Source organism: Thermococcus sp. 21S9 (genome assembly GCF_012027635.1).
Lineage (GTDB): Archaea > Methanobacteriota_B > Thermococci > Thermococcales > Thermococcaceae > Thermococcus.
This window is the reverse complement of sequence record NZ_SNUS01000001.1, coordinates 1157057-1181037: the sequence shown is the minus strand read 5'-3', so window position 1 is coordinate 1181037 and position 23981 is coordinate 1157057. Positions and strand designations below refer to the sequence as shown.

The window sequence follows — 23981 nt, the reverse complement described above, 5'->3', positions numbered from 1 at the left end:
AACAGACCTGTCACCGTGACCAGTAATGTGCATGGAAAACGTTTTATCCTCCGGTTCCAACTGTGTATGGTGATTGCATGGGGGCGATGGACATAGCAGGAACGGAGAGCGGGTTCATTGCGGGTGCCCTGGCGGTTGTTTTGCTTGGTGCGATACTGAACGTGATTGCATCGCCGATGGACGCCTTCACCAAGCTCGCGTACGTGCTCTACGACATAGGACTCGTCGGTCTGTCCTTCGGACTGCTGAGCGAGGCCGTCGAGGGGGAGAAAAGCGACGCGGTAAGGGCATCCCTCGCGATTGCTGGAGCTCTCGTTCTGCTCGCGCTCAGGGTTTAACCTTTTAACTCCACATCTCTACTCTTTTCGGGTGGGAGAATGAAGGAAGAGATGAGTAGTGTTGATATTCGCTACGTTGTGCGGGAACTCCAGTGGCTCGTTGGCTCTCGCGTGGACAAGGTTTACCACGACGGCGACGAGATAAGGATTAAGCTCCGCACGAAGGAGGGGAGAGCTGATTTAATCCTCCAGGCAGGAAAGAGGTTCCATCTCACGAGCTACGTCAAGGAGGCGCCGAAACAGCCTTCAAGCTTCACGATGCTTCTCAGAAAGCACCTGAGCGGAGGGTTCATCGACGCGATAGAGCAACATCAGTTCGACAGGATTGTAAAGATTAGGGTTGGCGACTACACGCTCATCGGCGAGCTCTTCAGGAGGGGCAACATCGTTCTGGTTGATTCCGAGAACCGGATTGTTGCCGCTTTGAGGTACGAGGAGTACAAGGACAGGGCGATAAAGCCCAAGGCAGAATACAAGTTCCCACCAGCCCGTGAGAACCCGCTGGAGGTCAGCTTCGAGCGCTTCCTTGAGCTTGTGCGGGAGAACGAGGAGCTTGAGCTCGTCAGGGCCTTAGCGAGGAAGCTCAACATGGGCGGGATGTACGCGGAGGAGATTTCAATAAGGGCCGGCTTCGAGAAGACGACGCCGGTGAAAGAGCTGAGTGATGAGGATTTGAGGAAGGTCTACGAGGCGATGATGAGAACTTTCAACGACGAGCCGAGGCCGAACATCGTCTACAAGGACGGCAACATGCACGACGTCGTTCCAATCGAGCTGAAAATCTACGAGGGGCTTGAAAAGAAGTACTTCCCCACCTTCAGCGAGGCCCTCGACGAGTACTTCGGTAAGCTCACAATCGAGAAGGCCAAAATCGAGAGGACGAGAAAGCTCGAAAACAAGAAGAGACAGTTGCTGGCGACGCTGAGGAAGCAGGAGGAGATGCTGAAGGGCTTCGAGAGGGCCATGAACGAGAACCAGGAGATAGGGGATTTAATCTACGCGAACTACGCCCTCATAGAGAGGCTTTTGGACGAGTTCAGGAAGGCAACGGAAAAGCTCGGCTGGGAGGAGTTCAAAAGGAGAATAGAGGCGGGCAAAAAAGAGGGCAACAGAGTTGCGCTCATGGTGAAGGCCATTGACCCGAAGGAGAAAGCCGTAACGATTGAGCTGGAAGGAAAGAAGGTCAAGCTCTACCTCAACAAAAGCATAGGCGAGAACGCCGAGCTCTACTACGAGAAGGCCAAGAAGTTCAAGCACAAGTACGAGGGAGCGCTCAAAGCCTACGAGGACACGAAGCGCAAGCTCGACGAGGTCGAGAAGCTCATCGAGGAGGAGATGAAGAAGGAACTTAACGTCAAGAAAATCGAGAGGAGAAAGAAGAAGTGGTTCGAGAAGTTCCGCTGGTTCGTTTCGAGCGAGGGCTTTCTTGTCTTGGCGGGAAAAGATGCAGGAACGAACGAGGTTCTCATAAAGAGGCACATGACCGAGAACGACCTCTACTGCCACGCCGACGTTTACGGCGCTCCCCACGTCGTCATCAAGGACGGGCAAAAGGCTGGAGAGAAGACCATCTTTGAGGCCTGCCAGTTCGCGGTTTCGATGAGCAGAGCGTGGAGTCAGGGGCTGTATGGAGCGGACGCCTACTGGGCCTATCCAAATCAGGTGACGAAGCAAGCTCCCAGCGGTGAGTACCTCGGCAAGGGCGCCTTCATGGTCTACGGGAAGAGGAACTGGCTTCGCGGGCTTCCGCTGAAGTTAGCCGTCGGCGTGATAAACTACGAAGGGGAAGACTACGTCGTCTGCGCGCCCGTTGACGCGATTAAGGCCCACACGAACAGGTACATCGTCATAAGACCCGGCAGGCTCAAGAAGGGCGAGCTCGTCAAGAAGATTCGCGGAATCCTTGAGAAGTGGGGCTACAAGGTTCGTGAGGAGGATTTGAACGCGATTCTGCCTCCGGGAGGTGGAGAAATAGTGGAGGTGGTGGGTTAAACCAGCTCCTTCCCGGTTCCGGTCATGACGAGCTTGCCGTGCTTCACTCCCTTGAGGCTCAGTAGCCTGTCCGCTATCTCTTTTATCCTGCTCGCCTTTCCCTTGACGATGACGACCTCGAGGCAGTTGTGCTCGTCCATGTGGACGTGAATGCTGGAGACGATTTCTTCAAGGTACTCGTGTTGCAGGTCGAGGAGTTCCTTGACGACGTCCGCCTCGTCGTGGTTGTAGAGCATCGTTATCGTCCCCGCGACTTCGGTATCGCCGGTCTCCCACTCGTGCCTGATTATGAAGTCCCTCATGAGGTCCCTTATCGCCTCGCTCCTGTTGACGTAGCCCTTCTCCTCGATTATCCTGTCGAACTTTTCGAGCAACTCCTCGGGTACGGAGACGCCGAAACGAACCACCTTCATAACACCACCAAGTGAGATGATGGCACGGAAGTTATAAATCTGTTCCAAAAGTCTTTTATCCGAACCGGAGTAGGTTCGAGCATGAGGGACGAGCTTTACTCGATAGCGCGAAGGGAGTTCGCGGAGGATTTAATCTTCGAGATTGGAGAAAAGCCGGTTACGCTCTCAATAAAGGGCCTCCTCATAGCGAGGGCAGAGAGGGAGGGCTACAACTTCTCCTTCTTCGAGGTGACCGAAACTGAAACCGCCCTGGCGGTCCAGATGAAGGGGTTCATCGTCTACATAGCAATCGAGAGCGACGAGGAGCTCGACGACGAGGAATATGCGGAGGTCGGTAAGGCCCTGCTCGAACACCTGACCCCGAAGATTGCCCTGCTCGTGACGAAGGCCGAGAAGGACTACCCTGGAAAGGCGGACATCCTCCTCGACGACGGCATGTCGCCTGAGCTGAAGGAGTTCTTCTACTCGCTCCTCGTGAAGCACAGGCAGGGAAGGAGCCCCTACGAGCAAACCGAGGTCGCGTGAGGTGTTGGAATGAAGGGAACGCATAGGATTCTGGCAATCATAGTTATCGCGCTCATAGCCGTTGGCGTCGTAAACTACCTGCCCAGGAACGGGGAGAACGGGGGAGGAAGCGTTAAACCTGCGGAAAAACCCGTCCTCTGGAACCTCACCGACCCGCCGGTTCTCCAAACCGTGAGCTGGGAAAGGAACGGGAACATCGAGGTGACGACGCTTTCCAGGGACGTCGAGGAAAAGCTCGACTACCAGCTCAGGGCCCTCGGCTATTATCCGGTCTACGCCAACTGGAGCAACTGCAGATGGACAATCTGGAACGGGAGAAAGGCATACTACGTTGGGGAAACGGAGGAGGGCGTTTTAGTGGCACGCGGAGACCTGAAGGCGGTCGTCGAGTGGGTGAACGAGACTTCAAAGTGCGGAAAGCCCGGATGGAAAACGACTGTCATCGGCCCCAGTCCTCAAAAAGCCCTCTCCTACACCGTCTCGCTGATTGGTGATGCCCTGGAGAAAGACGGCGTAATCGTCGTTCCTTCGGAGTGGGACGAAAAAATCCCCTGGAACCTCGCCAACTACAGTGTAGAGGCGGGGAAGGTGAAAATACTGATTCTAATCTACGCAACGGACGAACAGCTTGAGTACGCGAGGTCTCTCTTTGAGGGAAAAACGCTCTGCCTCTCCACCCTTGGTTATCGGGCGCTTGTGGTGCTTGAGGGTCCCACATGGGACGTCTCGAAGGCCTACGACTCCATTGAGAGCGTTGCCAATACAAGAGGAGCCTCCTGCAGGTGATGGAGATGAACAAGAAGATAATCGGAGCCGTTGTCGCAGTCCTGATTCTGGCCGGGTTCATTTACTGGGAGTATTACTACATACCGCCAGTTCCCAAGCCCGAGATGTGGGGTTACAACGACCCACCAGCCCTCATCAACATGAGCTGGAAAACCCTGGGGCAGGTGGAAGTAATAAACGAGAGCATCCCCAACGCGGGAGAACTGTACGGAAAAACGCTCGCCGAACTCCCGGAGGTAGGGTACTCAATGGTCTCCGGGAACTGGAGCAATGAGGCCTGCCAGTGGAGCTACTGGACGAGCAGAACAAAGGCCTACTACATAGCATACAACGGAACACGGTTTCTGGCAATCCGCGGAAAGCCCGAGGACGTCCTGAACGCCACTGAGGAATACTGGTTATGCGGAAAACCGCTCGACTCGAACCCCCTGCCATCTCCGAGCCCCTGGAAGGTAGCCGAGGCTATGGCAATTTCCCTCGGAAACAAGTTCATGGAGAACAACGTCACAATCTCCCCAGCCAACTGGACGGGACCGCTTCCCGACTGGTATCTCGCCAAGTTTTCCTTCAGGGTCAACATCGGAGACGGCGTTGAAGTCTTAATCCTGGTGTACTCAAGCGAGGACCAGGTCAAGTACGCGGAGTACGTTATGAAGAAAAAGGACAGGAGCATAAAGTTCCTGAGAAACGACGGCGGTGACTACTACGCCCTGATAGCCCTGAAGGGAAGGAAAGCAGACGTTGACAAGGCCATTGAGATAATCCAGAAACCCGGAAGCTGACGATTCTTCAATTTTCTGCCCTGTCCCTTTTCACAATTTTGTCAGAAATCCAAGGAAACACACAAAAAGCATATAAACGAGGTATGGTTCTTTGCTACGATGCGCCATGATGGTCAGGAGTGATTGTTTTTGGCTTTGAAGGTCGCTTCTCGAGCCCCGGCATAGCAGTTAGGCGGGATTGTTTTTGGCGCTGAGCTGAGGAGGGATTGCTTTTGGCAGTCCTGAATATCCAAACCCGGGGTTAGTTCTCACGCTTTTATTCCCTCACCCTTTGGGACGTTCTTTCTCAAACAAATCGATGGAGGAGGTGTTAGAATGAAAGCCGTTCTGCCCGATTCGAAGATACCGAAGAGGTGGTACAACATACTGCCGGACCTCCCGGAGCCGTTAGCTCCGCCCCTCGACCCGGAAACCGACGAGCCGATGAGGCCGGAGAAGCTGTTGAGGATTTTCGCGGAGGAGCTGGTAAAGCAGGAAATGAGCACGGAAAGGTACATCGAGATTCCGAAGAAGGTCCGTGAGCTCTACGCCAAGATAGGTCGTCCAACACCGCTCTTCAGGGCGACGAACCTTGAAAAGGCCCTTGGCACGCCGGCGAGGATTTACTTCAAGTACGAGGGAGCAACGGTAACGGGGAGCCACAAAATAAACACCGCCCTGGCCCAGGCCTACTACGCGAAGGAGCAGGGAATAGAGAGGCTCGTTACCGAGACCGGAGCAGGTCAGTGGGGAACCGCCTTGAGCCTGGCCGGTGCCCTGCTCGGGTTAAAAGTTCGCGTTTACATGGCGCGCGCCAGCTACTTCCAGAAGCCCTACAGGAAGACGATAATGCGCCTCTACGGTGCCGAAATCTACCCCAGTCCAAGCGACAGGACGGAAATCGGGAGGAAGTTCCTGAGCGAGGACCCGAACCATCCCGGAGGCCTTGGAATAGCGATAAGCGAGGCGATTGAAGACGTTTTAAGGGACGAGAAGGCAAGATACGCCCTAGGGAGCGTTCTCAACCACGTGCTCATGCACCAGACTGTTATAGGGCTTGAGGCCATTGAACAGATGAAGGAGTTTGAAGAGCCCGATGTGATAATCGGATGCGTCGGCGGTGGAAGCAACTTCGCGGGACTGGCATACCCCTTCGTGAGGGACGTCCTGAGCGGTAAAAACGAATACGAGTTCATAGCGGTCGAGCCGAAAGCGGCTCCGAGCATGACGCGCGGGGTTTACAAATACGACTTCGGCGACTCCGGCGGTTACACTCCAAAGATGAAGATGCACACACTCGGCCACACCTACTACGTCCCGCCGATTCACGCTGGAGGACTTCGCTACCACGGCTTAGCCCCAACGCTGAGCGTTCTGATAAATCACGGCATCGTCAAGCCAGTCGCTTACCACCAGAACGAGGTCTTCCAGGCGGCGGAGCTGTTCGCGAAGACCGAGGGCATAATCCCAGCACCGGAGAGCGCCCACGCGATAAAGGGCGTCATAGACAGAGCTTTGAAAGCGAAGGAGGAAGGGAAGGAGGAGGTCATACTCTTCAACCTGAGCGGTCACGGTCTACTCGACCTGAAGGGCTACGAGGATTACCTGGACGGAAAACTCGAGGACTACGAACCGGACTACTTCCCGGCGCTTGGAAAACCCGCAGAATGAACAAAATTGAGCTTGTTTTCATTTTATTTCATTGAGGAACAGATAGAAACAGCGTTGAATTTTTCAGTGCCCAGAAAACTTAAATCTACATTGTTACATATAAATTTTATGGTGATGCCCCATGGGAGACGAACCGCCCTCGCGGTCTGTTGAGATGGAGTTTCTCAGGGCTTTTCTGAACTCGAGGAACGAAACCGAGTTCTCCAGAAACGTTGGTGTTGCCCTTGAAAGTTTCGCTTCTACCGTTGAAGAACTCTCCGGGGTCGAGGGCAGGGCTCCCAGGGTCCGGGCAGTCGAGGACTGGAAGAAGATACCCCACAGTGACAGACACTACTGGCTACCCCTGAGTGAGGTAGACGCCAGAAGGGGAATTCACTACGTATTCGGTCCCGCCCTCCGGGACATAATGAGGAGCCCAAAGCTTGGCCCGTTCTACATGGTGAGCTGGGAACTCCTTCTTGGAACCGTTCTGGCATCCTTAGGGCACACTGCCCCAGAGGGTCCCCTTGGAACTCTCCTCGCGGGGGCCATCGCGTCACTTGCCCTTGTATTCAACGGAATCGAAAACGAAATGTCCGCGGTTGATTACCTCGACAAACTCCAGATGACGGCATCGACCCTCCTTGACACTGCCCTTCGGAACAGCGCGGAGTGGGCACCTGAGAGAACAGATTTTTACATTAGAGCGTCCTACCAGCTTACATTTGACGCCGTCTCGCTCTGGACGGCACTGACTATGAAGACCGTAACATACGGCCTCGTCAGCGAAAAGACCGTTGCAAGGGAGGTCGTTGACTTCCTGCTAAAAGACCCCGAGGTGAACGTTGGAACATTCCATCTCCGAGGAACTGATATGGCGAGTCTCATTGACTACAGGCGCGGAAGGGACCTGGCCGAAATGGTGAACCAAGTCACGGGCGCCGTTCTGCTTGCGAGCTCGTATCCCAGGCTCGACGACAGGGACAGCTGGAGGATGTTCCGCTGAACCCGGTTCTCATTTTATTATCTCCAGCAGGACGAGAAAGAGTAGCATAATACCCAGAACGGCAACTGTCCTCCTCGTGTAGAGCTTCGCGGACCGCTTCTCGTAGTAGCTCCTCGGCGAAACGTTGAGGATGTATAGGCCGAGTAGGGAACCTATGAGCAGGCCGAGGACGTTCTCGACGGTGAGGCGGAGCGAGCCGAAGAAGATGCCCCACCATCCCATCGCGAGCGAGATTCCCACAACGGTTGTCGGGGGCACGAGGGCGGCCGCTATCGAGACTCCCGCAAGAATCTCCGGGATTCTGCTCACTATCGCCACCACGCCAGCGTAGCCAAGGAGAACCGCGAGGAGGATGTAGACGACCCCTGAATCTCCTCTGATGAGGATTTCCCTCGTCGGCTCGGCCGGCATGAGGTCGAAGAGCCTCAGGAGGAGTGAGACAAGGAGGGCGGAGGTGAATATAACCGTCAGGAGCTTGAGAATCGAGGAGACGGCGGTGAGGGCGTCTCTTCCGCGCCCCATGACGACGTTGAGCGAGAAGCCATAGAGGGGGCCGAGTATTGGCGAGAGGAGCATCGCCGAGATAATCATGACGATGTTGTTGCCAATCAGGCCGAAGAGGGCAACCATGGAGGCAACGGCCCCGAGGGTCAGCTGAATCGGGTCAACCCTTGCCTGGGAGTTGGCGCTCTCGATGAGGCCCTCGATGTCGGCGATACTCCACCTGCCCCGGAACCTTTCAAGGGACCTGACGGCGGAGGAGTAGCGCACCGACCGCCCGCTGACCTGCGACCAGATTATCGAGGCGTGGCCCTTCCTCATGTCAACGACCTTAACGAGCTCGTCAACGAGGTCGTTTATCACGAAGTCGGGAGCGAAGGCCGTGACCTTGAGGGCGCTCTTCCCATTGGCCTTCACTTCCTCGGTGTAGAAGGGAACGCCCCACTTTTTCAGGGTCTCCTCAAGCTTTTCCCGCTCGTCAAGCCCGCAGGTGACCTCGACCTTCAGCACCGCCAACACCTACTCGAGTTTGCCGAGAATCCGCCTCGGGTGGAAGTTCAGGCTTGCCCTCGCCTCCGGAATCTCCATTCCGATGTTTATCCCGAGGCTCATCAAGTCCCTAGGAGAACGAACCTCCCATTTACTTTCGGCGGAGCTCGTGATGAAGCGCGGAACGCGGTACTTCCTGACGAGCTCCCAGACCTTGGCCATGAAGCGGAGCGTTAGGGCCCTCTCGTAGGGGTTCGCCCTCAAGAGCGGTGAGAGGGAAAACCCTATCGCGACGCCCCTCCTGCCGGCCATTCCAGCCAGCGTGTGGTCGAAGCCGTAGTCCTTCCTCCCGAGCCAGGGGCTTATCAGGGCGTCAACCTTTGCCTCGATGGCCATCCTGTTGACCCTCATGTCACCTCCCTGAACGTAGAGCAGAGCTCTGAGGTTCCTGGCCTTGAAAGCCCTTATCAGGCTCGGCTTTCTCGTTACGAGCAGAACCGCGACCTTCCCGTAGGTTCTTCTGAGTTCTCGGAGTTCCTCCTTAAGCGAGTCCCAGTCCGGCTCATTGTCGAGAACGAGCTTTTTGGTGAAGACTACTTCGTCGAACCACTCATTAGCTAACTCGTAGGCCTCCGCGCTCCTGACGTCCATCTCGACGAAGTAGTCCCTCCCGCTCATTCCTTCTCCTCCAGCCACTCCCTCACTGCCTTCACGACGGTCTCCTTTCTCATCGGGAAGGCCTTGACCTTAATTCTAACCTGTATTACGTCGGCTCCCTCGTCAACCTCGACCTCACCGAGGTAAGCCTTCTGCTTGTTGAAGCGGACGTAGAGCGTTCCCTCGTCGTCGACCTTCTCGTCGAGGTTCTCAAGGATATAGCGCCTCGCGTTCTCGTCGAGGAGCCCTTTGAAGTGCTTGAGAAAAGTTCTCACTGCCCGGCTCCTCTTTATCTCGACGTTGACGACCTTAATCGGGTTGCCGAAGAAGCCAGTGGTTTCCTCGATATCAAAGTGAACGTCCTCGTCGTCTATCTCCTCGGGAATGAAGGTTCCTATCGCCTCTAAGACCTTGTCCTCGTCCTCGGTCGCGTGAATGAAGGTTGTAAGCCTGACGTGGTGCGCCCTGAGCGTCATCTTCTCCCACCCGAACTCCTTTGGAGGAGGGATTTAAAAAGGTGAGTGCAGTCACCCTCTCGTTATCTCCCAGAAACGGCAGTAACAGTTTATTGAGAACTGTTAAACTGAAGAGAAAAGGGAAGGAAATCACTTGGTCTTGCCCTTGTTGGCCCTCACGCTGGGCCTGACTTTCTCAGCGCCCTTGCCCTTGTTCCTCAGGCCGCGGCCCTTCTTGCCGGCGCTCGTGAGACCGCGGAAGACGCGACCCTTGTGGGGCTTGAGGGCTATCCAGGCTATCTTCGGGTCGCTCTTTATGACAGGGTGGTGCGGGTCGACCATTATGACCTCGAACCACTTGTACATTCCGTCCTCGCCGACCCAGTAGGAGTTGAGGACCTCAAGGTTCGGGAACTTTCTCGCGGCCTTCTCCTCGGCTATCCACTGGAGGCTCTTCTTCGGTGAGTACTTGACCATACCCATCTTGCTCGGCTTCCTTCCGCCCTTCCACCTGGGCCTCTTCCTTCCACCGCGCCTGACCCTAACGCGAACGACGACGTAGCCCTGCTTGGCCTGGTAGCCGAGCGAGCGAGCACGGTCGAGCCTCGTCGGCCTCTCAACGCGAACGACGACCGGCTCTCTCCTCCACTTTATCATTCTCTTCTTGAGGAGCTCTCCCACGTAGCTCTTCTTGGGGCTCTTCCAGGCTTCCCTTATGTACTTGTACATTCCCATTTCAATTCCCTCCCACGTTTGTGGTTCTCCGCAGAGCGGAACATCCCGCGGGCGAACCCGCTTAGTCGGTCGAGTTTCGAGGGTTGGTTTTTAAGGGTTGCGGAGGACTAACGTCGATGACGGGAAAACGGTTGAGGCTCATCCTCCTCTTCCTCGTGGTTTACCTCTCCTGGGACGCCTATGCCCTGGTCTATCCATTCATCGGGCGCTGGAGCGCCGACGTTACCCGTTCCCTCCTTCAATTGCCCTTAACATCTTACCGCTTCGAGTATTCCCTCGTGAGCTGGACGGTCTCCCACCGCTTCCTTCACGCATTCATGAGAGCGGTTTATAGGGCCGGATTCGCGGGTAGCTTCTGGCTCCCGGCGCTCTACCTAACCTTCACCGACCCAGAGCGGGCAAAGAGACTCGCCTTCAGGTTCGCCCTCGGCTTTGGAATCCTGGCCCTGTCCTTTCTGATATTGCACGTCCACGCGCCCCACGTGGTCTACGACCTCCCTGGGCGCTACGCGCCCAACGACTGGACCGCTCGGCCCGAGTTCGTTCTCCCATCTCCTCACTGTACGCTGGCCTTCATCGGCCTGCTCTCGGTTCTGGAAGTTAAGAGGAAGGAAAACATCCCGCTTGCAGTTTTCCTCGCGCTCGTCCCAATCTCGACGGTTCTCCTCGGTGAACACTGGGTCTGGGACGCGGTGGCGGGCTTTCTCGTGGCGCTCGTCGCGGTGGGGCTTGAGAAAAGGGTTTAAGGTCAGCCCAAGAAATAACCTTGGTGGTGGCATGAGAATCGAAAAGCTCGCGAAGCTGATGAAGGAGAGGGGATTCGATGGAGCGCTCGTCAGTCCGGGCTCAAACTTCTACTACTTAACTGGCATAAGAATCCACGAGGCAGGGGAGAGACCAACGATTCTGGCTTTAAACGCCGACGGAGAGTTTCACCTCCTCGTTCCGAGCCTCTACGAGAATGTCCTGAGTGACGTGCCCGTTACCTTCTGGCGCGACGGCGAGAACCCCTACGCAAAACTCGCAACGATTGCCCACGAGCTCGGTATAAGCGACGGCAAAATCCTTATCGAGAACACCATGCGCGCGGACTGGCTCATCGAGATTGGCAGGACGGTAAGGATGAGGCCCTATCCCCTGGGCATCGTTATTAGGGAGCTCAGGATGAGGAAGGACCCAGAGGAGATAAGGCTCATGGAGAAAGCGGCGAAGGTCGTTGATGAGGTCTTCGAAGAAATCCTGAGCTGGGATTTGGTCGGGATGACCGAGAGGGAGCTGGCTTTGAAGATAGAGCTCGCGATAAGGGAGCGCTCGGATGGGATTTCCTTCGAGCCGATAGTCGCTTCCGGTGAGAACGGGGCGAATCCACACCACGAGCCAGGCAACAGGAAGCTGAGGAAGGGTGAGGTGGTGATACTCGACTACGGGGCGAGGTGGAAGGGCTACTGCTCCGACATAACGAGGACGATAGCCCTCGGAGAGCCCGACGAGAGACTCGTGAAGATTTATGAAATCGTTTGGGAGGCGCAGGAGAGGGCCTTTCAGGCCGTTCGGGAGGGCGTGAAGGCTAAGGAAATCGACGGAACCGCGAGGAGAACCATAGAAGAGGCCGGTTATGGGGAGTACTTCACCCACAGAACCGGCCACGGGTTGGGCCTGGATGTCCATGAGGAACCCTACATTGGACCCGACGGAGAGGTCGTCCTCGAGAACGGCATGACCTTCACGATAGAGCCCGGAATCTACGTCCCTGGGCTCGGAGGGGTGAGAATAGAGGACGACGTCGTCGTGGAGGGAAGGGGAAGAAGGTTAACAGGCGCAAGGCGAGACTTAATCGTCCTCTAAGTCTCCGTTAGTTTTATTTTGGACCGGAGCTAAACCTTCCCATCACTCAACTTTTCGATAAGGCGTCTCGTGTGGGCGTCAATTGAGTCGCCGACGGCAACGAATACAACACCCTCATGCACTATCGCATGGTCCCGCACATCCCCAAGGAACTTTAGGACCGTAAGCTTATCATTGTAAAGGAACAGGAAATCAAGGCAGTCGATAATTACAAGGCCCCTCCCACCACTCTTCTCAGCCTCAACCAGGTACTGGACTATGATATGCCTCAGCCTCTCAAGCGCTGTAGGGGGGATGGAATTCTCGAAGGGAACCGCGGAAATCCGGAAGACTGACCAGTTCTCGGGGAACTCTCCCTCCTCCCTTGTTATGAGCAGAACGGGAGAATCCATGTACTTCTCGAAGAGGGATTTAAGCTTCCGACTGTCAACTATGACGAGCCCCGTGACGTCCACCTCGGGAACGCTTCCACCTTTGAAGAGCCCCATGCTCGTAACCCGGATTGTTGCTATCGAGAACACGAGCGCCCCGAGGGTCATCAGCCCGAGCCCCAGGAGGGTTCCGCGAAGTGCCTTATAGGCTAGAAAGACGACCGCAACGGGAACGACCGAGATTGAGAGAAGGGGCCTGCGGAAGGCGCGGTAGGCGATGTAAGCGGTGACGAGTAACATAATGCCCGAGTCGTTGGCGATGCCACCAATCCCCTTGGGTATGGAGTATCCAAAGACCTCCAGGAAGCGGTAGATAACGTGAGATATCGGGGTCAGCATGTAGAAGGCGAAGAGGTAAGTTTTGGTCGGGTGCATCTCCTTTATGAGGAGAACAACGTACAGGGAAACTCCAAGGGCGAAGAAGTACAGAAACGCCTCGGCAACGGCCTGGTCAACGAAGAGCCTGATGAAAACGTGGACGAAGAGAAAAGCCCAGCCCAACGATGCAGAGAATAGCGCAAGCGACCTCTCACGCAGTGCCCGGATGAGCAGGTATCCAGACGTCACAAGGCTGACCGCGAGCATTACTGACTCAATTTCCACGACCTGAGGCATGGTTCGAACTCAACGTTACCCCTTAAGAGTTTTAGGGCCCAAAAACCTTAAATACCCAAAGCCGTTACTCGCACCGATGCCGATGAGGGGGGAGTGTCTTCTCCACTGGAATCACATCGGTGCCTGATTTCATCGATAACCCCCCTATTCTTGACTCCCGCTCTTTTGGAAAAACCTTGAGGAGGTTTTGGACATGAAAGTTGACTTCAAGGCCATTGAGGAGAAGTGGCAGAAGCGCTGGCTTGAGGAGAGAGTTTTCGAACCCGACAGAAACGCGAAGCCCAAGGAGAAGAAGTTCTACATAACGGTCGCCTTCCCGTACCTTTCCGGCCACCTCCACGTCGGCCACGCGAGAACCTACACGATTCCCGACGTCATAGCTCGCTTTAAGCGCATGCAGGGCTACAACGTGCTCTTTCCGATGGCGTGGCACATCACCGGCGCGCCGATAGTCGGAATCGCCGAGCGTATAAAGAACCGCGACCCCAAGACGATACACATCTACCGCGACGTCTACAAGGTGCCCGAGGAGATACTCTGGAAGTTCGAGGACCCCAAGGAAATCGTCAAGTACTTCATGAAGGCCGCGAAGGAGACCTTCATAAGGGCCGGCTTCAGCGTGGACTGGACAAGGGAATTCCACACCACCTCTCTGTTCCCGCCCTTCAGCAAGTTCATAGAGTGGCAGTTCTGGACGCTCAAGGACATGGGACTGGTGGTTAAGGGCGCGCATCGCGTCCGCTGGGACCCGGTAGTCGGAACTCCCCTCGGCGACCACGACATAATGGAAGGTGAAGACGTTCAGATTCTCGAATACGTGATAATCAAGTTCATCCTCGAGGAGAACGGTGAGAAAATCTACCTCCCGGCCGCGACGCTCAGACCGGAGACCGTCTATGGAGTAACCAACATGTGGCTCAACCCCAACGCCACCTACGTCAAAGCCAAAGTCAGGCGCGGTGACAGGGAAGAGACCTGGATAATCAGCAAGGAAGCGGCCTACAAGCTCTCATTCCAGGACAGAGAGATAGAGGTCATCGAGGAGTTCAAGGGCGAGAAGCTCATAGGAAAATACGTAAAGAACCCGGTAACGGGCGACGAGGTCATCATTCTGCCGGCGGAGTTCGTTGACCCGGACAACGCGACTGGAGTAGTAATGAGCGTTCCAGCGCATGCCCCCTTCGACCACATAGCCCTCGAAGACCTCAAGAAGGAAACCGAACTGCTCCTCAAGTTCGACATAGACCCGCGCGTCTTGGAGGACATCACCTACATCTCGCTGATAGAGCTTGAGGGCTACGGCGAGTTCCCGGCCGTTGAGGAAGTCGAGAGGCTCGGCGTGAAGAGCCAGAAGGACAAAGAAAAGCTCGAGGAAGCGACGAAGAACATCTACAAGGCCGAGTACCACAAGGGGCGCTTCAAGATTGAGCCTTACAAAGGCAAGCCAGTTCAGGAGGTAAAGGACCTCATAGCCAAGGAGCTGATGGAGAAGGGCATTGCCGAGATAATGTACGAGTTCGCGGAGAAGCCCGTCATCTCGCGCTTCGGCAACCAGGCCGTCATCAAGATAATCCACGACCAGTGGTTCATAGACTACGGAAACCCCGAGTGGAAAGAGAAGGCGAGAGAAGCTTTGGCAAACATGACGATTTACCCCGAGAGCAGGCGCGCGCAGTTCGAGGCGGTTATAGACTGGCTCGACAAGAAGGCCTGTGCCAGAAAGGTCGGCCTCGGAACGCCCCTGCCCTGGGACCCGGAGTGGGTCATCGAGAGCCTGAGCGACTCAACCATCTACATGGCCTACTACACGATAAGCAGGCACATAAACAAGCTCCGCGAGGAGGGCAGACTCGACCCCGAGAAGCTCACGAGGGAGTTCTTCGACTACATCTTCCGCGAGGACTTCAGCGAGGAGCGCGAGAAGGAGCTTGAGGAGAAGACCGGAATCCCGGCGGAGACAACCCACGAGATGAAGGAGGAGTTCGAGTACTGGTACCCGCTCGACTGGCGCTGTTCAGCTAAGGACCTCATTCCGAACCACCTGACGTTCTTCATATTCAACCACACGGCTATATTCAGGCGCGAGCACTGGCCGAAGGGAATCGCTGTAAACGGCTTCGGAACGCTCGAGGGCCAGAAGATGAGCAAGAGCAAGGGCAACGTGCTGAACTTCATAGATGCCATAGAGGAGAATGGGGCAGACGTCGTCAGGCTCTACATAATGGGTCTCGCCGAGCACGACAGCGACTTCGACTGGCGCAGGAAGGAGGTCGGAAAGCTCCGCAGGCAGGTCGAGCGCTTCTACGAGCTGATAAGCGAGTTCTCAAGCTACGAGGCCGAGGAAGCCGAGCTCAAGAACATCGACCGCTGGATGCTCCACCGCCTTAACAAGGCCATCGAGGGAACCACCAAAGCCCTTGAGGAGTTCAGGACGAGGACGGCAGTTCAGTGGGCGTTCTACACCGTTCTAAACGACCTGCGCTGGTACATGCGCAGAACCGAGGGAAGGGACGACAAGGCCAAGCGCTACGTGCTGAGAAAGCTCGCGGAAATCTGGGTCAGGCTCATGGCGCCGTTCACGCCACACATCAGCGAAGAACTCTGGGAGAAGCTTGGAGGAGAGGGCTTCGTCAGCCTCGCCCCCTGGCCCGAGCCCGTCCCCGAGTGGTGGGACGAGACGGTAGAGGCGGAAGAGGAGTTCGTTAAGGCCTTCATCGAGGACGTCAAGGAGATAATCCGCGTTGCGAAGATAGAGAACCCAAGCAGGGTCTACGTCTACACTGCCCCAGAGTGGAAGTGGAGGGTCGTTGAGGTCGTCGCCGAGAAGAGGGACTTCAAGTCGGCGATGGGGGAGCTGATGAAGGACCCGGAGATGAGGAAGCACGGCAAGGCGGTCAGCAAGCTGATACAGCGCCTTATAAAGGAGCGGGCCTTCGAGGTCAAGAGGATAGACGAGGAGAAAGCTTTGAGGGAAGCGAAGGATTTCATAGAGAAGGAACTTGGCGTCGAGCTGATAATCAACCCCGATGAAGATAAGGGAGGAAAGAAGAAGCAGGCGATGCCGTTGAAACCGGCGGTTTATGTTGAGTGAAGGGTATCGGTTTTGCAATTTTTCCCGATTTCCTTTTCTACATAACCTCCAAGAAAACCCAGAAAGAGACTACCAACCGGCCAGTAACCTAAGAGGAAGAGAACCGGGATACATGAAACCAATGCATAGAGGGCAAACCTCGGCAAACCTCCATTTAGGGTGGAGAGTGTTCCACGCTGGAACACGGAAACGCCCAAGAGCGCGATGGTAATTGATGCAATCGCTTCCCAAGCGCCGTTGTTAATTCCCAGCCAGCTACTCGACCAACCAACCAGGGTGTAGATGAGCGCACTCGCCACAGTTCCCAGAAGGAATACTAGAAAAACGTCCCCGAAGAAGGTCAACATATCATTTGTCGACAGGCTTTTCATCGAAACCACCTAAAAATTTCGGGTTACTATTAATACTCCCTCAACTTATAAAACCTTTTCTCCGAAAACGCCTTAAAGAGAAGCCTGTTAGCCCTTTTCGGTGTTTTCCATGCCTGTTAGCGAGGAAACATTTAAGAGAGAAGTTCTTTCAAAAATCCCACCCCGGAACGAGCCACCGCTTCCTTCGGATTGGCTCCATGTCGAAATGCTCGAACGCTTCCGCGTCCTCCGCTTCGCGCCTATCCGGGAGGGAATGAACGTCCTTGAAGTGGGATGTGGCGCCCATGCCTTAACCACCGTTCCCCTCGCTTATCTCGTTGGTGAGACCGGCCGTGTCGTTGCGGTTGACCGCTCCCGCTGGCGCTTCTTCGAGGAGGTAACATCATCTGCCGGCGTAAAGCACAGGATAATACCGCTCAAGCTCGACGCACGGGAGTTGCCGTTTCCGTTCAGAACCTTCGACTTGGCGGTTCTCGTTCACGGAGTCAGGAGCCTGAAGAACGAAGAGACGATGGTTAAAGCCATATCAGAGATGCTCCGTGTCTCGGAGCGGGTATTCATCGCGGAGAGCCTTCCAGTGGCGAACAACGAGCGACAGAGGACACACCTCGAGCTCTACAACCTGCGCGAGGAAATCTTTGAGGCGCTGTTCGGCGAGAAGGACGACCTCCACTACCCGACGCTTGAAAAGCTCATCGAACTCGTTGAGCAGGCAGGGGGAGATGTAATCAAGAGAGGGACGTTCGAGCCCGAGTTGCCACACTACCTCGCCTACATTCCCAGGGAGTATGTGGAGAAGGTAGAAGACGAGGAAAAGCGCGCCGAGCTTTTGAGAAGGTGGGGGAGAGCCTATGAAAATTGGAAGGCCGGGGCGGAGCATCCTCCTGTGGGGTGGCTGATTGTACAAAAGGGAGAGTGAATCAGAACTCCCTCTCGACAAGGAACTCGGCGAGGAGTTCAAGGTCTTTCCTCGCCTCGCTCTCGGGGAGAACCTTTAGCGCCTCGTTGGCTTCCTTCACGAGGTTCTTGGCGTACTGAGCGGCGTAGTCTATGCTACCGTACTTCCTGAGGAGTTCGATAGCCTTCGCTACCTCTTCCTTTACCCTCTCGTCGTGGATAAGCGCGTCGCCCTTGGCGTCGCCGGCGTACTTTCCAAAAACCTTCATGAACTCGGCCTTGTCCTCCTCGCTCGCGTGCTGGAAGAAGTGGCTGACTATGAGCGTCTTCTTGCCCTTCCTTATGTCGCTTCCGACGGGCTTTCCAAGCTTCTCCTCGTCGGCAATCAAATCGAGCACGTCGTCCCATATCTGGAAGGCTATCCCCACGTTCCTTCCCCACTTCGAGAGGGCCCGGATGTACTCCTCATTGTCGGTGCCGACGATTGCGCCTATCGTTGCCGAGCCGTCGAAGAGCGCCCCCGTCTTTCCGCTAATCATCCTGAGGTACTCGTCAACCGTTACCTCGTCCCTCGTCTCGAACTCTATGTCGAGCGCCTGACCCTCGCAGAGCTCGTTTGAGGTCTTCACGAGAACATCAAGGATTCTCGCCTTCTTCTCGGGGCTTACCTCAGCCCTGGCTATCGCTTCGAAGGCCTTTGAAAACAGCAAATCGCCAGCCAAGATAGCCATGTTGACGCCCCAGACCTTGTGAACGGTCGGCCTTCCGCGCCTCAGCTCGTCCATGTCCATTATGTCGTCGTGGACGAGGGAGTAGTTGTGAATGAACTCCACCGCGGCCGCTGGATAGAGCGCCTTCTCAGGGTCACCGCCAACTGCTTCCGTTGCTCTGAGAACGACGAAAGGGCGAACCCTTTTGCCACCTGCGAGCGGATAGTGACGCGCGGCATCGTAGAGGTTCTTGGGCTCCCTCTCAGGGATGAGCTCGAAGATTTTCTCGTCGACGACCTTAGCCTTGGTTTTAACCCTGCTAAAGAGTTCATCATACTTCCCCATGTTACCACCCCGTGAGTGATGAAAGCAATCAAAGGAAAAATGGGACAAGTCTTTATCAGCTTTGCCCTCACGGAATCTCGACGACGTAGCCGTTCCTTGACACGAAGACGTCCCTTCCAATCATGTAGCCCTCTTCCTCGGCCAGCTCTGCGTAGTGGGTGAGCATCCTGAACTCGCCGTGGGCCGGGACGATGTTCTCGGGGTTGAGGAGCCTTATGAGGTAGCGGTGGTCTTCCCTGCTCGCGTGGCCGGAAACGTGGAGGTCCTTAATCATTCTCACGCCACGCATCTTGAGCTTGGTCTCGAGCTTGTAGCGCTGGGCGTAGTTGAGCGGGTTCGGTATCGTTCCAGCTGAAAAGACGACGGTGTCGTCCTTTCCGATGTCGTAGAGCTCGCCGTCCGCCATTCTGGTCAATACCGCTCCGGGTTCGCCCTGATGGCCGGTAACTATGAGTAGATAGTTCTCCCTCGCCTGAGAAACCTCTTTAAGGACCTTCCTGACGGCGTTGGGGCTCCTGACGGCCCTTGCTCCCTTCATCTTTATGAGGCCGAGCTGTTTCGCTATGCCCGTGTACTTCGCGAGGGAGCGACCAACGAGAACCGCCTGCCTGCCCATCTTGCTGGCTATCCAGATGAGCTCCTGAAGGCGGAAGATGTGGCTCGCGAAGGTCGTCGCTATCAATCCCTTCTCGTCCATGCCCTCGTAGAGGAAGAAGTCCTCGAGAAGCATTTGAGCCACTGCCTCGCTCGGCGTCTTCGTGGGTTCGGCAACGCGCGTTGATTCCGCTATGAGAACCTTGACGCCCTCCTTCCCGAGCTCCTTCAGCCTTTTGTAGTCGGGCCTCTCGCCGAGCGGGTTGTTGTTGTCGAACTTGAAGTCACCGGTGTGGAGAACGACGCCTTCCGGTGTGTGTATCGCCACCATGGAAGCCTGCGGAATCGAGTGGGTCATGCGAATGAACTCAATCGCGAGGTTCTCGCTCACCTGGACTATCTCGCCGTAGTTCGTCTCGTACATCGGGTTCTTGACCTCGAAGTACTCCTCGCTCTTGACCTCGCCCTTGGCGAGCTTAATCGTGTAGGGTGTTCCGTAGACGGGTGTATCCGGGTAGTGCGGGGCGAGCTTGGCTATCGCGCCGATGTGGTCGAGGTGGCCGTGGGTGAGCGTAATCGCGACGACCTTCTTGTTCCGGCTCTTCCACAGGATTCTATCGTCCGGAATCGCGCCGAGCTTCTGGAGTTCCTTGTCGGAGAACTTCTGAATGCTCGTGTCCTCGTGAATCATGACTCTGTCGAGCATTATGCCCATGTCGATTATCACGACTTCCTCCTTCCTGCCGTCGGAGTAGCCAACGGCCGTCATGTTCTTACCGACTTCCTCGTAACCGCTGATTGTGTAGACCTTTATCATCTCAATCATCCTCCCGCCCCGGGCCCCTCCTGAGGCGCGGGGCTGCGTTGGACATTACTCTGAACGAGGGTTTAAAAAGGTGTGCATTTTAGGATTCGTCAATCTCATAAAGTTCAAAACATGAAATTTCATCCCAGGGGATATAATTGAGTACTCGTGGAGTATCTGAAAAATATGGAAAATGTAAGACAACCATCACGTTTTTATCAGTATACGGTGGAACTACTTGTCCGAGAATTTCACGCCCATTTTTTAGAACAACTTTCACCTTTGGGGGACTTATATGACCATGCAGTATAAGACTATATCCTGCCATTCCCAATATAGAACTTCTCAATCTTAAGTAATCCCGTAGGATATACATGAAAAACAATGCCAGAAACAAAATAGTTATCACAATACTGTATATATAAGAAGCGTCTCTGAATTGTAAGTATAAAGCATAAAGTCCCAGTGCGTACAGGATCATGCCAGAGATGATAATGACAGAAAACAATTCCATCAGTATCTCAACTAATTGGTACAAAAGTTTCTCATGGAATGACATAAGTGGAGCTTTAGATGGATATCTCCGTAAGGATCTTCTATAATATAGTTTAATAGTTTAAAAAATAACCATAGATACATCATCAAGATAGCAATGTAACTCACAAAGTTAATGCCCTTGTCACTATTAATAAAAAACTCCAGTAGGAACCCCTGAAAATCATCAACTCCTGAACTTTTGATGTAGTGTATGATGTAAAACATTACAGCAACTACAACGCCAAGAGGGGCTGTTAGCAGAATAATCCGCTCTCTCGAATTAGGTTTACCAAACAAAACGTTATACATTTTATTCTCAAGAGACTTTAAAGTTCTCTGGTAGATTATGGAACTACTAAGAGCATTCCGGCGTATTATAAGACGGCTATTTTTAATGTCTTTATAAGAGCCATAAAGACCAACTATAATAACCAAAAATCGAGAAATCTCCACTGGGGAGATATCCAACAATAATCACCCCCTAATTTTTAGGTATGTTGGCAGGTCAATCCTCTGCTCGAGCCACTCCCTCGTGAAGCCCGTGATGACGAGCGGGACCCTCCTCAGCTCCTCGACGTTTTTGGCACCAACGAGGAACATCGAGTTCCTTATCTCCTCGATGTAGCGCCTCAGGATTTTGATGACGCCCTCGACGTCGCCCTTCACAGCGGGCTTGAGGAGGGGTAACGCCACCCCCGCAAATGTCGCGCCCATCGCGAGGGCTTTGGCCATCGTTATCCCGTCGCGCATTCCTCCCGTTGCTATAATCGGCAGGTCAGTCGAATAGCGAACCTCGGCGACGCTTATAGCGGTCTTAATCCCCCAGTCCCAGAAGCGGAGCGCGAGGTTCCTTCCGAGCTCGTCCTTTGCGCGGTAGTACTCGACCGCGCTCCAGCTTGTCCCTCCGAGACCACCCACGTCTATCGCATCGATTCCAATGCTCTCCAGTCTAATCGCGACCTCCCTGGAAACCCCCGCTCCTGTTTCCTTCGCTATTATCGGGTAGGGAAACTCCGCCTTGAGTTCAGCCAAAGCTTTGAGAACACCCCTGTACTGCGTGTCCCCCTCGGGCTGGACGCTCTCCTGCAGGGGGTTCATGTGTATCGCCAGAGCGTCCGCCTGAATCGTCTCGACGGCCTTTAAAGCCTCCTCTATGCCGTAGCGCTCCGGGATGGTTTCGGAGAACTGCGGTGCCCCAAGGTTGCCGACGAGGAAGACGTCCGGAGCTACATCTCTAACGTAGTAGCTCTCCCAGGTTTCAGGTTTCCTTATCATCGCCCTCTGACTGCCGACGCCCATCGGTATGTTGAGCTCCTGCGCCGCCTTCGCGAGGGTCTTGTTTATCCTTCCGGCGAGCTGGGAACCCTTCGTTCCACCGGTCATTCCCGCTATGAAAATCGGGTAGTCAAAGCGCCTCCCGAGGAACTCGACGCTCAAATCGATTTCATCCTTGTCAATCTCGGGCAGACTCATGTGGACGAAGTGCACGTCCTCAAAACCGTTGGAAACGTGAGCCTGAACGTTCCTCTTGAGGCAGTGCTCTATGTGCTCGAACTTCCTGATGATGGTCAGCTCCTCCCTATCAAACTCCTCCATTCCAACCACCGCCAAAACTTCTCAGGAGGATTATTAGGCTTTTGGAATCCTCGTCCCGAAGCCGTCGCCCTTTATCGCACCTTCCAACCTGCCAGGGACGAGGCCGTTGACGAACCAGACCTCCGCGAAACGCGCTATCTCCTTCGCTTCCCTTAGCTTGTTTATTATTCCTCCCGTTACATCGGTTCCTGCAGACCCAGCGAGACGCTTTATGAGGTTGTCTATTTCATCCGGGGAAAGTTCAAAGAGTAGGGTCCCCTCGCCCGGTTTTCCGTCGTAGATTCCGTCGACGCTCATCAGGAAAATTACCTTCCTCGGCCTGAAGAGCTTGGTGAGGTAGGTAACTATCTGGTCGCCGGAGAGTATATCAACGCCCCGAGCGAGGTCAACTGCCACATCTCCGAAAAGGACGGGGATGAACCCCGTTTCAATCAGCTTCCTCACGGGCTCAACATCACCGTAGACAACCTTGTTGGAATCCATGAGGAACACAGAGGAACTCGAGACGGAGACCGCGGGGAGGCCTCTCTCAATGAAGGCTTCAACGATTTTCATGCTCGCCCGCAACATGGCGTGGTGGGTTAGAGAGAAACCCTTCTTGCGCCAGAAAAGGTTTTCCTCTGATAACCCAAGGAGTCCGTCCCGGATTCTGTATTCCTTGGCATAGTGGTGACCAAAGCTCCCGCCACCGTGAACTATTATGAAGTCCTCCTCGGGATAGAATCTCTTAATCTCCTCCGCTATTGAACGGACAACGTTCTCCCTGAAGTTCTCGGGCTCACCGGATTTGTCGCTGAAGACGCTTCCGCCGAGCTTGACGATTATCACGGAATCACCTCCTCTATCCTAAGGCCTTCCCTGCTTATCTCGGTTATCATCGGCGTTCCACCCGCTATCGTTATCGCAGTGGCTACCTCGCTCTGTTTCTCCGGAGCGAGGGCGTACATACAGCCACCTCCACCGGCCCCGGTTATCTTGGCCCCCAAAGCCCCGGCGGTTCTCGCTGCATAGACCAGCTCACTGAGTTTTTTCGTCGAAACGCCGAGGGCATCAAGGAGGCCGTGGTTGATGTTCATCAGCCTTCCAAGCCTCTCGAAGCGAAGGCTCTCGTCGAGGTCTGAAAGGAGAACCTCCCGGGCCTTCTCCACTATCTTGCCCATCGCAACGAGGACGGGCTCGACTATCTCCGGCATCTCCTCGTAGGTCCTCCTCACCATCGCTACGAGTTCCTTTGTTGAACCGCTGGAGCCCGTGTAACCGACAACTATGGGAAGCTCAGTGAAGGGGAGGTGCTCGAAGTTTCCCTTCTCGTAGTGAATAAAGCCACCTATCGCCGAGACCGTCGGGTCGATACCGCTCGATGCTCCTTGAACGAGGAGTTCAACCCTGTGGCCGAGCTTTCCGATTTCCTCGTTGGTCAGCTCGAGACCGAGGAGCTTTGAAACCGCGCCGATTGTGGCAACCGCTACGGCGGCAGATGAACCGAGGCCAGCCCCAACTGGAATCTGAGACGTTATCGAGACGGTGATGCCCCTTCCGTTCTTTCCAGCCTCGTCCTTCACGAGCTCTATCGCCTGGCGGACGTAGCTGAGGACCTCTGCGGCTTTCCCGTAATCGCTCTCGAAGTAAATCTCGTCCTCCGAGAAGGAAACTGTCAAACCGGGAACCCGTATGTCCTTGGCCTCTATCCTGATTGCTCCCCTGTCGTTGAACTCGGCCCATACGTAGGTTCTCAGGTTTATCGCGGCGGCAATCGCGGGCTTTCCATAGACAACGCTGTGCTCGCCGAAGAGGATAATTTTAGCAGGGGCAGATGCCAGAACCCTCATCTTTGAC

At 55.0% G+C, this 23981-nt stretch carries 23 protein-coding genes; 11 read left to right on the top strand and 12 right to left on the bottom strand.

Annotated features, from left to right (window positions below; translation table 11 throughout):
- Positions 1-77 precede the first annotated feature (77 nt).
- Together E3E28_RS06740 and rqcH are read left to right on the top strand one after the other, a co-directional pair.
- Positions 78-338, top strand: coding sequence for a hypothetical protein (locus tag E3E28_RS06740; RefSeq protein ID WP_167914511.1), 261 nt, complete (start codon positions 78-80; stop codon positions 336-338).
- A 39-nt stretch (positions 339-377) separates the two neighbouring features.
- Positions 378-2330, top strand: coding sequence for a ribosome rescue protein RqcH (rqcH, locus tag E3E28_RS06735; protein ID WP_167914510.1), 1953 nt, complete (start codon positions 378-380; stop codon positions 2328-2330).
- Here rqcH and nikR read toward each other — a convergent pair.
- On the bottom strand, positions 2327-2743 hold the full coding sequence (gene nikR / locus E3E28_RS06730) for a nickel-responsive transcriptional regulator NikR (protein ID WP_099209899.1): 417 nt from the start codon (positions 2741-2743) through the stop codon (positions 2327-2329). The genes rqcH and nikR overlap by 4 nt on opposite strands.
- Before the next feature lie 81 nt (positions 2744-2824).
- Here nikR and E3E28_RS06725 point away from each other — a divergent pair, with 81 nt between their 5' ends.
- The 5 genes from E3E28_RS06725 (at position 2825) to E3E28_RS06705 (ending at position 7471) form a co-directional block, all read left to right on the top strand.
- Positions 2825-3268 carry a hypothetical protein gene (locus tag E3E28_RS06725; RefSeq protein ID WP_167914509.1) on the top strand — a complete coding sequence of 148 codons (444 nt, stop codon included), beginning with the start codon at positions 2825-2827 and terminating at the stop codon, positions 3266-3268.
- A gap of 9 nt (positions 3269-3277) precedes the next feature.
- Positions 3278-4054 (top strand): hypothetical protein, encoded by a 777-nt coding sequence (locus E3E28_RS06720; protein ID WP_167914508.1) that lies wholly within the window; start codon positions 3278-3280, stop codon positions 4052-4054.
- Entirely contained in the window at positions 4054-4836 is a 783-nt protein-coding gene (locus tag E3E28_RS06715; RefSeq protein WP_167914507.1) for a hypothetical protein, read from the top strand. The genes E3E28_RS06720 and E3E28_RS06715 overlap by 1 nt, the downstream gene beginning before the upstream one ends.
- Positions 4837-5151: 315 nt before the next feature.
- Positions 5152-6486 carry a TrpB-like pyridoxal phosphate-dependent enzyme gene (locus tag E3E28_RS06710; RefSeq protein WP_167914506.1) on the top strand — a complete coding sequence of 445 codons (1335 nt, stop codon included), beginning with the start codon at positions 5152-5154 and terminating at the stop codon, positions 6484-6486.
- 121 nt (positions 6487-6607) lie between these two features.
- A complete protein-coding gene (locus tag E3E28_RS06705) occupies positions 6608-7471 on the top strand; it encodes a hypothetical protein (protein WP_167914505.1) in 864 nt (287 codons plus the stop codon).
- A 9-nt stretch (positions 7472-7480) separates the two neighbouring features.
- Here E3E28_RS06705 and E3E28_RS06700 read toward each other — a convergent pair whose 3' ends face one another.
- The 4 genes from E3E28_RS06700 to E3E28_RS06685 form a co-directional block, all read right to left on the bottom strand.
- Positions 7481-8482 carry a TIGR00341 family protein gene (locus E3E28_RS06700; RefSeq protein ID WP_167915279.1) on the bottom strand — a complete coding sequence of 334 codons (1002 nt, stop codon included), beginning with the start codon at positions 8480-8482 and terminating at the stop codon, positions 7481-7483.
- Positions 8483-8491: 9 nt separating this feature from the next.
- On the bottom strand, positions 8492-9139 hold the full coding sequence (locus tag E3E28_RS06695; protein ID WP_167914504.1) for a Ribonuclease P protein component 3: 648 nt from the start codon (positions 9137-9139) through the stop codon (positions 8492-8494).
- Positions 9136-9594, bottom strand: coding sequence for an RNA-binding protein (locus E3E28_RS06690; protein ID WP_167914503.1), 459 nt, complete (start codon positions 9592-9594; stop codon positions 9136-9138). The genes E3E28_RS06695 and E3E28_RS06690 overlap by 4 nt, the downstream gene beginning before the upstream one ends.
- Positions 9595-9723: 129 nt before the next feature.
- Positions 9724-10308 (bottom strand): 50S ribosomal protein L15e, encoded by a 585-nt coding sequence (locus tag E3E28_RS06685; protein ID WP_167914502.1) that lies wholly within the window; start codon positions 10306-10308, stop codon positions 9724-9726.
- A gap of 116 nt (positions 10309-10424) precedes the next feature.
- On the opposite strand from E3E28_RS06685, the gene E3E28_RS06680 reads away from it, so the two are divergent.
- Positions 10425-11054 (top strand): phosphatase PAP2 family protein, encoded by a 630-nt coding sequence (locus E3E28_RS06680; RefSeq protein WP_167914501.1) that lies wholly within the window; start codon positions 10425-10427, stop codon positions 11052-11054.
- 31 nt (positions 11055-11085) lie between these two features.
- Complete coding sequence (locus E3E28_RS06675) at positions 11086-12153, top strand: Xaa-Pro peptidase family protein (protein WP_167914500.1); 1068 nt, start codon at positions 11086-11088, stop codon at positions 12151-12153.
- 29 nt (positions 12154-12182) lie between these two features.
- Here the strand turns inward: E3E28_RS06675 and E3E28_RS06670 are convergent, their stop codons facing one another.
- Positions 12183-13199: a DUF835 domain-containing protein gene (locus tag E3E28_RS06670; protein WP_240921658.1), complete on the bottom strand. Its 1017-nt coding sequence runs from the start codon at positions 13197-13199 to the stop codon at positions 12183-12185.
- 193 nt (positions 13200-13392) lie between these two features.
- Between E3E28_RS06670 and leuS the strand changes: the two genes are divergently transcribed.
- The gene (gene leuS, locus E3E28_RS06665; protein WP_167914499.1) at positions 13393-16290 is read left to right on the top strand and encodes a leucine--tRNA ligase; all 2898 of its coding nucleotides are present in this window, start codon (positions 13393-13395) and stop codon (positions 16288-16290) included.
- Here leuS and E3E28_RS06660 read toward each other — a convergent pair.
- Positions 16278-16661 (bottom strand): hypothetical protein, encoded by a 384-nt coding sequence (locus E3E28_RS06660; protein WP_167914498.1) that lies wholly within the window; start codon positions 16659-16661, stop codon positions 16278-16280. The two genes, leuS and E3E28_RS06660, sit on opposite strands and share 13 nt — an antisense overlap.
- A gap of 205 nt (positions 16662-16866) precedes the next feature.
- On the opposite strand from E3E28_RS06660, the gene E3E28_RS06655 reads away from it, so the two are divergent.
- Positions 16867-17580, top strand: a complete 714-nt coding sequence (locus tag E3E28_RS06655; RefSeq protein WP_240921657.1) for a class I SAM-dependent methyltransferase — start codon at positions 16867-16869, stop codon at positions 17578-17580.
- A gap of 1 nt (position 17581) precedes the next feature.
- Here E3E28_RS06655 and E3E28_RS06650 read toward each other — a convergent pair whose 3' ends face one another.
- The 5 genes from E3E28_RS06650 to E3E28_RS06630 all read right to left on the bottom strand — a co-directional run bounded on the left by E3E28_RS06650 (position 17582) and on the right by E3E28_RS06630 (position 23974).
- Positions 17582-18613: a polyprenyl synthetase family protein gene (locus tag E3E28_RS06650; protein ID WP_167914497.1), complete on the bottom strand. Its 1032-nt coding sequence runs from the start codon at positions 18611-18613 to the stop codon at positions 17582-17584.
- A gap of 67 nt (positions 18614-18680) precedes the next feature.
- Positions 18681-20024, bottom strand: a complete 1344-nt coding sequence (locus tag E3E28_RS06645) for an RNase J family beta-CASP ribonuclease (protein ID WP_167915276.1) — start codon at positions 20022-20024, stop codon at positions 18681-18683.
- 999 nt (positions 20025-21023) lie between these two features.
- Complete coding sequence (gene fni / locus E3E28_RS06640) at positions 21024-22145, bottom strand: type 2 isopentenyl-diphosphate Delta-isomerase (protein ID WP_167915275.1); 1122 nt, start codon at positions 22143-22145, stop codon at positions 21024-21026.
- A gap of 33 nt (positions 22146-22178) precedes the next feature.
- A complete protein-coding gene (locus E3E28_RS06635; protein WP_167914496.1) occupies positions 22179-22973 on the bottom strand; it encodes an isopentenyl phosphate kinase in 795 nt (264 codons plus the stop codon).
- Positions 22970-23974, bottom strand: coding sequence for a mevalonate kinase (locus tag E3E28_RS06630; RefSeq protein WP_167914495.1), 1005 nt, complete (start codon positions 23972-23974; stop codon positions 22970-22972). Before E3E28_RS06630 ends, E3E28_RS06635 begins: the two co-directional genes overlap by 4 nt.
- Positions 23975-23981: the final 7 nt, after the last annotated feature.